At 39.1% G+C, this 9,313-nt stretch carries 11 protein-coding genes; 6 read left to right on the forward strand and 5 right to left on the reverse strand.

Annotated elements, in window-relative coordinates; genetic code table 11:
• Positions 1-1,370, reverse strand: a 1,370-nt coding sequence (locus QZT73_RS16395) for a methylmalonyl-CoA mutase family protein (RefSeq protein WP_291789317.1), incomplete at its 3' end; no start/stop codon positions are given.
• A gap of 133 nt (positions 1,371-1,503) precedes the next feature.
• Here QZT73_RS16395 and QZT73_RS16400 point away from each other — a divergent pair.
• The 3 genes from QZT73_RS16400 (at position 1,504) to dnaA (ending at position 4,725) form a co-directional block, all read left to right on the forward strand.
• Entirely contained in the window at positions 1,504-2,259 is a 756-nt protein-coding gene (locus QZT73_RS16400) for a 5'-nucleotidase C-terminal domain-containing protein (RefSeq protein WP_291789319.1), read from the forward strand.
• 1 nt (position 2,260) lies between these two features.
• The gene (locus QZT73_RS16405; RefSeq protein ID WP_291778448.1) at positions 2,261-3,175 is read left to right on the forward strand and encodes a metallophosphatase; all 915 of its coding nucleotides are present in this window, start codon (positions 2,261-2,263) and stop codon (positions 3,173-3,175) included.
• A gap of 125 nt (positions 3,176-3,300) precedes the next feature.
• Complete coding sequence (dnaA, locus tag QZT73_RS16410) at positions 3,301-4,725, forward strand: chromosomal replication initiator protein DnaA (protein WP_291778449.1); 1,425 nt, start codon at positions 3,301-3,303, stop codon at positions 4,723-4,725.
• Positions 4,726-4,732: 7 nt separating this feature from the next.
• Here the strand turns inward: dnaA and QZT73_RS16415 are convergent, their stop codons facing one another.
• From QZT73_RS16415 to QZT73_RS16425, 3 genes are all read right to left on the reverse strand, one after another.
• Entirely contained in the window at positions 4,733-5,485 is a 753-nt protein-coding gene (locus QZT73_RS16415) for an RsiV family protein (protein ID WP_291789321.1), read from the reverse strand.
• A 31-nt stretch (positions 5,486-5,516) separates the two neighbouring features.
• Positions 5,517-6,518 (reverse strand): methylmalonyl Co-A mutase-associated GTPase MeaB, encoded by a 1,002-nt coding sequence (gene meaB / locus QZT73_RS16420; protein WP_291778453.1) that lies wholly within the window; start codon positions 6,516-6,518, stop codon positions 5,517-5,519.
• 150 nt (positions 6,519-6,668) lie between these two features.
• The gene (locus QZT73_RS16425; protein WP_291778455.1) at positions 6,669-7,088 is read right to left on the reverse strand and encodes a hypothetical protein; all 420 of its coding nucleotides are present in this window, start codon (positions 7,086-7,088) and stop codon (positions 6,669-6,671) included.
• Between the two features lie 51 nt (positions 7,089-7,139).
• Between QZT73_RS16425 and QZT73_RS16430 the strand changes: the two genes are divergently transcribed.
• Genes QZT73_RS16430 through QZT73_RS16440 form a run of 3 tightly spaced genes read left to right on the forward strand, consistent with a single transcriptional unit; the run spans position 7,140 to position 8,802 of the window.
• On the forward strand, positions 7,140-7,676 hold the full coding sequence (locus tag QZT73_RS16430) for a CopD family protein (protein ID WP_291778462.1): 537 nt from the start codon (positions 7,140-7,142) through the stop codon (positions 7,674-7,676).
• Positions 7,677-7,690: 14 nt separating this feature from the next.
• Complete coding sequence (locus QZT73_RS16435) at positions 7,691-8,353, forward strand: SCO family protein (protein ID WP_291778457.1); 663 nt, start codon at positions 7,691-7,693, stop codon at positions 8,351-8,353.
• Positions 8,354-8,358: 5 nt separating this feature from the next.
• Positions 8,359-8,802: a cytochrome c gene (locus tag QZT73_RS16440; RefSeq protein WP_291778459.1), complete on the forward strand. Its 444-nt coding sequence runs from the start codon at positions 8,359-8,361 to the stop codon at positions 8,800-8,802.
• On the opposite strand, the gene QZT73_RS16445 is transcribed toward QZT73_RS16440, so the two are convergent.
• Positions 8,799-9,227 carry a hypothetical protein gene (locus QZT73_RS16445; protein WP_291789324.1) on the reverse strand — a complete coding sequence of 143 codons (429 nt, stop codon included), beginning with the start codon at positions 9,225-9,227 and terminating at the stop codon, positions 8,799-8,801. The genes QZT73_RS16440 and QZT73_RS16445 overlap by 4 nt on opposite strands.
• Positions 9,228-9,313: the final 86 nt, after the last annotated feature.

Here is a 9,313-nt window from a genome sequence, read left to right on the forward strand (position 1 = left end):
CATTCAGCCTCTTGGACACTCGGTGTTTCCCCGATGCTTAAAACCACCTTTTCCTCCCTGTATTTATTGGCGCCTACTTTTACAACATACCCATCTAAAACTTCTGACTGACGTTTGGTCCTGGTGTTTTTAACAGAATCTTGCAGCTTATTTTCAGAATAATTTATCCACCAGCCTCCCTGCGACTCAAAAGCAGCCAATTCGGTTTTCAGCTTGACCAACATACTTTCACTGAGATTCTCAATAAAATAACTTCCGGCAACAGGATCCAATACCTTGTCAAAATAACTCTCTTCTTTTATTATATTGGAAACATTCCTGGCCATCCTTTGCGAAAAAACCGTTGAAATGCCGCTGACCTCATCATGAGGCCTGACCCATAAGGCATTGCAACCACCCAGAATAGCAGACATCCCTTCTGTCGTATTGCGCAACATATTGGTATGCACATCCAGTTTGGATTTGGTCCAAGTACTCGTCTGACAAAAAACATTGATCTGCTCAGCTTTCAGCGTAATATTATACCCCTTTGCCAAAGCCTCAAAAAATACGCTGGCAATGCGGATCTTGCTGATTTCTTCAAAATACCGGGACCCAATAGAAAGCAAAAGGAGCGTATTATTGAAAACCTTTGCCGCCTCTACCCCTCTCTCTGTGAGTTGGTCTAACAGCTCAATATAGGAAGCAAAACCATACTTTAACTCCTGAATAATACTTGCACCTGCTTCCTGGTAAACAGAAAAGTCCAAGGACATGGTCAAAAAATTGGGATACTCTTCAAGTTTATCCATCAATTCTGCTACCAAGTTCACCTGTTTTTTCAAATCAGCCCTTTCCTGTAAAAGATGGGCCATCCCATCCCACATTAATGCTCCGCTCACCTGCTGCTTGCCCCAATCTGTCTTTTCCAACCAGGAAATGAATTGATCCGCTACTTTGACAGGGGTACTTCCCAAAACTGGCTTTAAAAAAAGCTGAATATATGGGAGTGCTACATCTTTTAGCAGTTCTTCATAATTGGTATTTTCTGAAACATGCAATAAAATGGCATCACTTCCATTCATCAAAGCCTCTAAAATCAATTTGTTGCCCTCTTTTGATTCCGACTCATATGGACAAAATACATTAGACCAGAGCCTAGGTGGTGAGCCAGGGATTTCCGGTACCGCATTTATTTTATTTTGATATGGCTTCATTATTTTGGAAGCCAGGCCATCTTCTAATGTGTAAAATGGTGAAATCTCAATACCATCGAGGGTCTTTGTGACAAGTGTCTGATGAAAATCTCTGCCTTTTAGGTCTTTAATAGCCTGGGCAATCCACTGTGCTTTACTTATCGGATCAAAGTCTTGGAAAAAGCCGTTTTGCATATTGGGTTTATATTGAATGATTAAAGACTGTATTTTAACCTTTAATTATTAAACTGTATTGCGTTTAAAAGTTATCTTTAAATCCAAAAATACGCCTTAGATATTTGAAAACCCATTAATCACTTCAAATTGAATGATGTTCCTCAATAAATCGCACCAAAATCTTCTCCTTCTAAGTCTTGCTTTTTTATTGATCTGCTGCAGCCCTCAGCTGTATAAAACGGCAACAGGAGAGCACATTGCAGTAAATGAACAGGTGAAGCCAAGCCCTGAAATTGACACCTTTATCCAACCCTACAAAACGCGATTAGCAGAAGAAATGAATACGGTAATTGGAGAAACTTCGGGTGCCATATTAAAAATTGGACAGGGAGAAACAGCCTTGGGAAACTTGGTAGTAGATTACCAAAAAGCTTTTGCTGAAATGAATTTGGGCTTTTCCATAGACATTTCTATCATGAACAATGGGGGTATAAGAAATAATCTTCCAAAAGGGCAGATTACATTGGGCAATATCTATGAGCTTTCTCCATTTGACAATTACCTGTACGTATTAGAACTCAATTCGGATAATGTAAAGGACCTGGCAGCCTTCGCAGCCAGACGTAAAATACTCGGAATTGCCGGCATGAACATCGTTGCAAAAAATGGAGAAGTCACAGAAATAAAAATAAATGGAGAACCTCCTTTACCCGGAAAAACTTATTTATTAGCGGTAAATGATTACCTCGCCAATGGTGGGGACGGAATGGAAATGCTTACCCTTCTTCCGAGAAAAATTGAAACAGACTTCTTATTGAGGGAAATCTTGATTACACAGATCAAATCTACAACCGAGAAAGGACAAAAAATAACTGCCAATATAGAAGGGAGACAAAAACTGGATTGATATGAACAGAAGAGAATTCATTAAAAACAGCCTTGTAGCAGGAGCAGCACTGAGTTTGGGAACGGAGTCCATCGGAGCAACACTGTATCCATCTAAGAATAAAAGAATCAGTATTCTGCATACCAATGACATGCATTCCAGAATAGAGGCTTTTCCCAATGATGGAGGCAGATGGGCCAATCAGGGCGGGATGACAAAGTTGGCATCACTCATTTCCAAACTAAGATCCGAAGAAGAAAATTTACTCTTATTGGATGCGGGTGATGTATTTCAGGGCACACCCTATTTCAATTTTTATGGAGGAGAGTTGGAGTTTAAGTTGATGAGCAAAATGGGGTTTGATGCGTCTACAATGGGAAACCATGAGTTTGACAACGGACTTTCCGGATTTTATGAGCAATTACCTCATGCAAAATTCCCTCATATTTGCTCAAATTATAATTTTTCAGGTACCCTCTTGAACGGTGCTACCGTTCCTTTTAAAATCTTTAGAAAATCCGGGTTAAAGATAGGTGTTTTCGGACTGGGGATATCTCTTCAGGGACTGGTAGCAAAGAAAAACTTTCAAGAAACCCAATACGAAGACCCCATAGGAGTTTCACAGGAAATGATCCAGGAATTAAAGTCAAAAAAGGCGGACCTGATTGTTTGTTTATCCCATTTAGGGTACTCCTACCAAGGTAACAAAATCGATGATTTAAAATTGGCCAATGCGGTAGATGGAATAGACCTGATCATTGGTGGTCATACCCATACCTTTTTGGAGGAACCTACAATCGTAAGAAATGATGCAGGGCACCAAACAATTGTACATCAAGTCGGTACAGGAGCATTGAAATTAGGGAAAGTAGATTTTGAATTTGGAAGGGAAAACCAAATAATACAAGCCCGAGTAAATAGTTTGCCTATTTATTAGAAAGTCAAGGTGTTTTGGATTTTTTATTTAAATTAATTTTCCCCAAATTTGATCCCCCTATTATTGCAGGGTTTCAATCTTAAATTATCAATTCTTTCGCATATCTATTTATACTGAAGTACTAAATGAGTTCAGAGGCTAATGCAGTTTGGAGTGAATGCTTGCGTGTAATTGAACAGCACGTTAATGAACAGAGTTTTTCTACCTGGTTCAAGCCTATTAATCCAGTGAGGTTAGAGGGAAGCAGTCTGACCATTCAGGTACCGAGTCAATTTTTTTACGAATGGTTGGAAGATAACTATGTACAAGTCTTAAAACTGGCGATTAAATCTACATTGGGGCCAAATGGGAGATTGGAATATGCAGTGGTAGTGGACAGAGGGAATTCCCAGAACCAGCCCTATGTGGTAAGCTATCCACAAAATAACTCCGGTAGCACATCAAAAAAGCCAATACAGCCCATTAATGAAGGCAAAAGTCCTTTTGACATGCCTTCCCTGAACAGCGAAATGTTGCTTCAGTCCAATTTAAACCCCAATTACAGTTTCAATACTTATATTGAAGGCGACTGTAATCGGCTTGCGCGATCTGCTGGATTCGCAGTAGCTACCAAACCCGGTATTACCTCTTTCAATCCACTCATGGTATATGGAGGTGTAGGGCTTGGTAAAACCCACTTGGTACAAGCCATAGGGAATGAAATCAAAAATGGTCCTGAAGATAAGTTTGTATTGTATGTATCCTCTGAAAAATTCGTGAACCAGTTTATGGATTCCATCAAGGATGGAAATATAAAAAGCTTCACCAATTTCTACATGCAGGTTGACGTACTTATCATAGATGATATACAGTTCCTCGCAGGAAAAGACCGAACCCAGGAAATGTTTTTTCATATTTTCAACCACCTGCATCAGAACAAGAAGCAGATCATCATGACCTCTGATTGTCCTCCCAAGGACCTAAAAGGTTTGGAAGAAAGGTTACTTTCAAGATTCAAATGGGGACTTACAGCAGACCTTCAAATGCCTGATTTTGAAACCAGGGTAGCCATCATCAAAAGAAAAATGCAGTCAGAGGGTATTTCCATCCCTGATGACGTGATGGAGTATCTTGCTTACACGGTAGACACCAACGTTAGGGAACTCGAAGGGGTATTGATATCCCTGATTGCCCATGCTTCACTCAATAGGGTGGATATCAACCTGACCTTGGCGAAAGCCATTATGAAAAATATCGTCAAGGACATTGAAACGGAAGTCGGAATAGATTTTATACAAAAAACCGTTTCGGAGTACTTTGACATAAAGATAGATGACCTAAAGGCCAAAACCAGAAAAAAGGAAATTGTCACTGCCCGTCAGGTAGCCATGTACTTTTCTAAAGAATTTACCAACCATTCTTTGAAATCAATAGGATACCATTTCGGGGGACGGGACCACAGCACAGTAATCCATGCTGTGCAGACCGTTAATGACTTCATGGAAACAGATACCTCTTTTAGAAATTCAGTCAACGAACTGAAGAAAAAATTTAAAATGCGCTCTTATTAGATTTTTTTTATTTCAGCTTTAATTCGGGGCTTACAATACCATCTAATTCCTGCCATGAAAGATGAATAACGGTCATTCCCAAAACATATGGCCCTATATCGTAGGGATTATATAGGACCAACAGCCCATTTTTATCAAATCCCATATTTCCCGGTAAGAAAAAATCTTGATCATTATTCAGAAAGAACCTTCCATCTTCTTCCAGGGAAATACCCTCAGCTACTTCATGATAAATTCTGAATTTTTGTTCCACCAGTTCAAGTAACATGCCAAAATCCATCTTCAATCCTTTCAAAGGAACAATCTCCCCCCTTTTGATATCGAAATTGATAATGGATTGGTATGAATTGGGATGGGCCCCTCCTAGGAAAGAGGAAGAACTAAGCAAAATAGTGAGCAATTCTTCATTCTGAAAAGTTTCTTGGACATCAATATCAATAAACCAATCTGAAAAGCTTCCATACTCCTTAGAAAACTTCTCAAAGGAATCCAAGTAATTACTGACGGCCAATGCCATGGTTTCTGCTGGCTCTTCAAATGCAATCACACCCGTAATTAGACTTTCTATTGTCCCATTAATACTTGAATCGACTTGATGTCCAATATAAGTAGGATAAGATAGAGACATGCTCGCACAGACTTCCTCTACACAGCGACTTTCTTCGTAAGATTTGACCTCATATCGCAAAGCATTGCGGTACTCCTCTTCCCCACATGAAAAAAATAAAAAGAGAAATAAGTAAAAGGAAATATTTTTCATATTGGATGAATAAGAGGTTAAGAAATTACATTTAGGACGACTTTTTTTCTAAAAACAAATCAACCAATTCCTTGGCCTTTGCAATCGGAGACACCTCTCCTGTTTTTACCTTTTCTAAAATATTTCCCAATAGAAGCTGAATATGCTGATTTGAATACAACTTATTCTCTATGAGATACATAATATGTTCATGCATCCAATTAATACGCTGATTGGACCTATTGAATTCAAAATAACCATTCGACTGCATCTTTTCTCTATACGCCTGCACCATTTCCCAAATGGCGTCCAAACCTTGACCAGAAAGCCCCGAGCAAATCTCAACCTTTGGACTCCATCCATTTTCCTGAACTGCAAATAGATGAAGGGCATTGGCATAATCTCTTTTTGCCCTCTTTGCAGCTTCTAAATTCCCCCCATCAGCTTTATTAATGACCAAAGCGTCACACATTTCGATAATTCCTTTTTTGATACCCTGAAGTTCATCTCCTGCTCCAGAAAGCATCAAAAGAAGAAAAAAATCCACCATCCCTTTGACTGCAATTTCTGATTGCCCCACCCCGACAGTTTCTATAAGGATTACATCATGACCGGCAGCCTCACATAATAGCATGGCTTCCCTGGTCCTTGCACTAACACCTCCTAATTTTGATCCGGCTGGACTAGGTCGAATGTAAGCGCGCTTGTCAGCGGCAAGGCTATCCATCCTTGTCTTATCTCCCAATATGCTGCCTCTGGATTTCTGGCTGCTTGGATCGATGGCCAAAACTGCCAATTTATGCCCCTGATCTACCAACATTTTACCGAAACTCTCGATAAACGTACTTTTACCTACCCCAGGAACACCGGTAACCCCAATCCGAATAGACTTTCCTGAGAAAGGCAATACTTCCCCCATCACCTCCTCGGCAAGGGTCTGATCAGAGGGCAGAGTGCTTTCCACCAAGGTAATCGCCCTACTGAGAACCATTCTGTCCCCATTTAATACTCCTTGAATGTATTCTTGAGCGCTAAGCCTGTTCTTTTTTTTCAATGCTTGAATTGATTAATTCCCCAAAAAACACTTCTCTAAGGACTGAATTGGATCCGAAGCAGCTATTTATTGCTGTACCTTTTAAAATTATCCATTCGTGAATACTTGTCCAAAAGAAAAGCATTTAATTAATCTACATGCGCTAAAAAGTCAATCCGATTTTTGTCTTTTGAACGGAAATTTTACAAACCTTTCCTGGCCCATGGCACTTTTTTCATAAAGCCCAGTACAATATTCCTGCATAGCTTCATCAAAATGAGGAGTATTAGGACTTAGTTGGGAAGGAGATTGAGACAGCAGATTGAAGAAGTAAACCTTCGTATTCCCATATTTGGTATGGGGCATATATTCCCCATATGTCTTCAATGCATTCCAAGAGGTATCTGGATTATAAACTGCATATATTCGTATTACAGGACCTGTATTGTTTTCATTTCGATAAAAAGCTGTTTCTACAAACTCCCCTTCCAGGTCGACAACGCCGGGCTGGTTGAAAGTTTCACTTGTAATCCAAACTAAGATCACTACGACTACTAGTATAAGCGCATAAAAGAGGAATCGATTGGTCATGAAAGCAGGTAGTTTGGAATATAAGCCTTAATTTAGCAGAAAAATTCCATGATGGCCTTTGAATATTTAAAAGCCCTGCACATCATATTTGTGGTTACCTGGTTTGCTGGGCTCTTCTATATAGTCAGGATTTTCATTTACCAGGTGGAAGCAATGGCTAAGCCCCAGGTAGAAAAAGAAATTCTTCTGCCGCAACTTAACCTTATGGCCCAAAGACTCTGGTACATCATCACATGGCCATCCGCTATTTTGACCCTGATATTTGGATTTGGTGTTTTATATTACCGTTGGGGCTATATGCAGCTGGGTTTCATGCATGCCAAGTTGGGCTTTGTCTTTCTCTTGTACATTTATCACTTTATTTGTCATAAAATTTACAAAGATTTACAAAATGGCAAATCCAAATGGACATCTACGCAGTTACGTATATGGAATGAGGCTTCTACTGTCCTGCTGTTTGCGATTGTCTTCCTTATTGTACTAAAAAGTATGATGAGTATGGTCTGGGGGATTTTGGGTCTATTGGGATTAAGTCTCTTGATGATGCTCGGTATCAAATGGTACAAAAAAGTAAGAGAATCTAACTAAGAATAATTATAGAAATGAAAAATCCATCCCTTTTTTACAATTTTCTGTTTATAGGTATTGTTGCCTTAAACTTTTCATTCTGCTCTGAAAAAAGTGTGGAAGATGAAAAAACTGCTCTACCTATTTTGGGGAATTGGCATATCAATGAATTTGAAATAGAAGGTAAAGAAGTAAAGGACACCGTCTATCATACCATAGCTAACTTTTCTTTCAGCAATCAGGAAGGGAAAGAAATCAGTAATATTACTACAGATGGAAAAGTTTATGTAGCAGACTTTTTCTTTACTACCTGCCCCACCATCTGTCCTATCATGAAAACACAAATGCTACGGGTCTATGAGAAGTTCAAAGAAGAGCCTGATTTCCTCATTCTAAGCCATACCTTGGATCCAGAGCATGACACGGCAGAATTATTAAAAGATTATGCCTATAAAATTGGAGTAGAAGACGATCAAACCTGGCAATTCCTGACAGGAGATCAAGAAAAAATATTTGAAATTGGCCAAACCAGCTACCTGACCACTGCCATGACGGACAAAAATGAACCTGGGGGAATCCTACATTCCGGAGCTTTTGTCCTTGTGGATCAGAAGGGGAGAATCAGAGGCGTATATGATGGTACCAAGGAAGATCAGGTAGACAGGTTGATGAGGGATATTCCAAAACTTTTACGCTAGAATCAATGTACAGAATATTTTTTTTGATCTCATCCCTGCTTTTCCTGGCTGCATGCAGCACCAATGAAAAGAGAGAAGTAAGTACTTTGGCTTCCATTAAAGACACCAAAGTATTGCAGTATGCCATCGAAGGTAAAAATCTTTATGAAGCTTATTGCGCCAACTGCCATCAAAAAGACGGAACAGGCTTGGGAAAACTTATACCTCCACTTAATCCCTCAGACTACATGGTGGAAGACATAGGAAGAACAGCAAGAATAATCAAATATGGGCAATCCGGTGAAATTATAGTAAATGGCCAGGTCTACAATCAGGCTATGCCTGCAAATCCGAGGCTTACAAATCTGGAAATTGCACGTATAATGACCTATATCTACAATATTTGGGGGAATAAAGAAGGGGTAATTGATGCTAATCAGATAGAGGAATTCCTAAAAAAGAAGGATTAATTTTCTGCCAATTCAACCTTCGCAAGTTTTAGGGCCTCCTTGATGTCCTCATTGACCTTCTGAACCATCTCTTTCTGATCCAATAAATAAGACTTAGCTTCCTCTTTTTCTGCATCTGCATCAGGAGCTTTAAATTGCCTCATCCAAACAAACATGCCATCAAACGCATGATCCAATTGCTCCGATAACAAAGAAAGCTTCTTTATTTCTTCTGCATGGACAAGGGAATCCTGCTGAACCAAACTGTCTAACTTGTTATCTATTTCTTTTTTTAAAGATTTCAACTCTCCCATGTATGGCATCACTTCATCATGGATGGCAATAACTTCATCTTTCAACAACTGATTTTCATCTATTTTTTCATTTTGACAGGATAATTGTGAAAATGAAAACAATAAAAACAGGACATTAAAAATTTTTCTCATAGATTACTAACATTTTGAACGCAAGTTAACACTTTATCGAGTAAAAAAAATTAGGTTTATTATTAATCTATTCATTTTTATTATAA

Source organism: Cecembia sp. (assembly GCF_007126775.1).
In the GTDB taxonomy this organism is placed as follows: Bacteria; Bacteroidota; Bacteroidia; order Cytophagales; family Cyclobacteriaceae; genus Cecembia.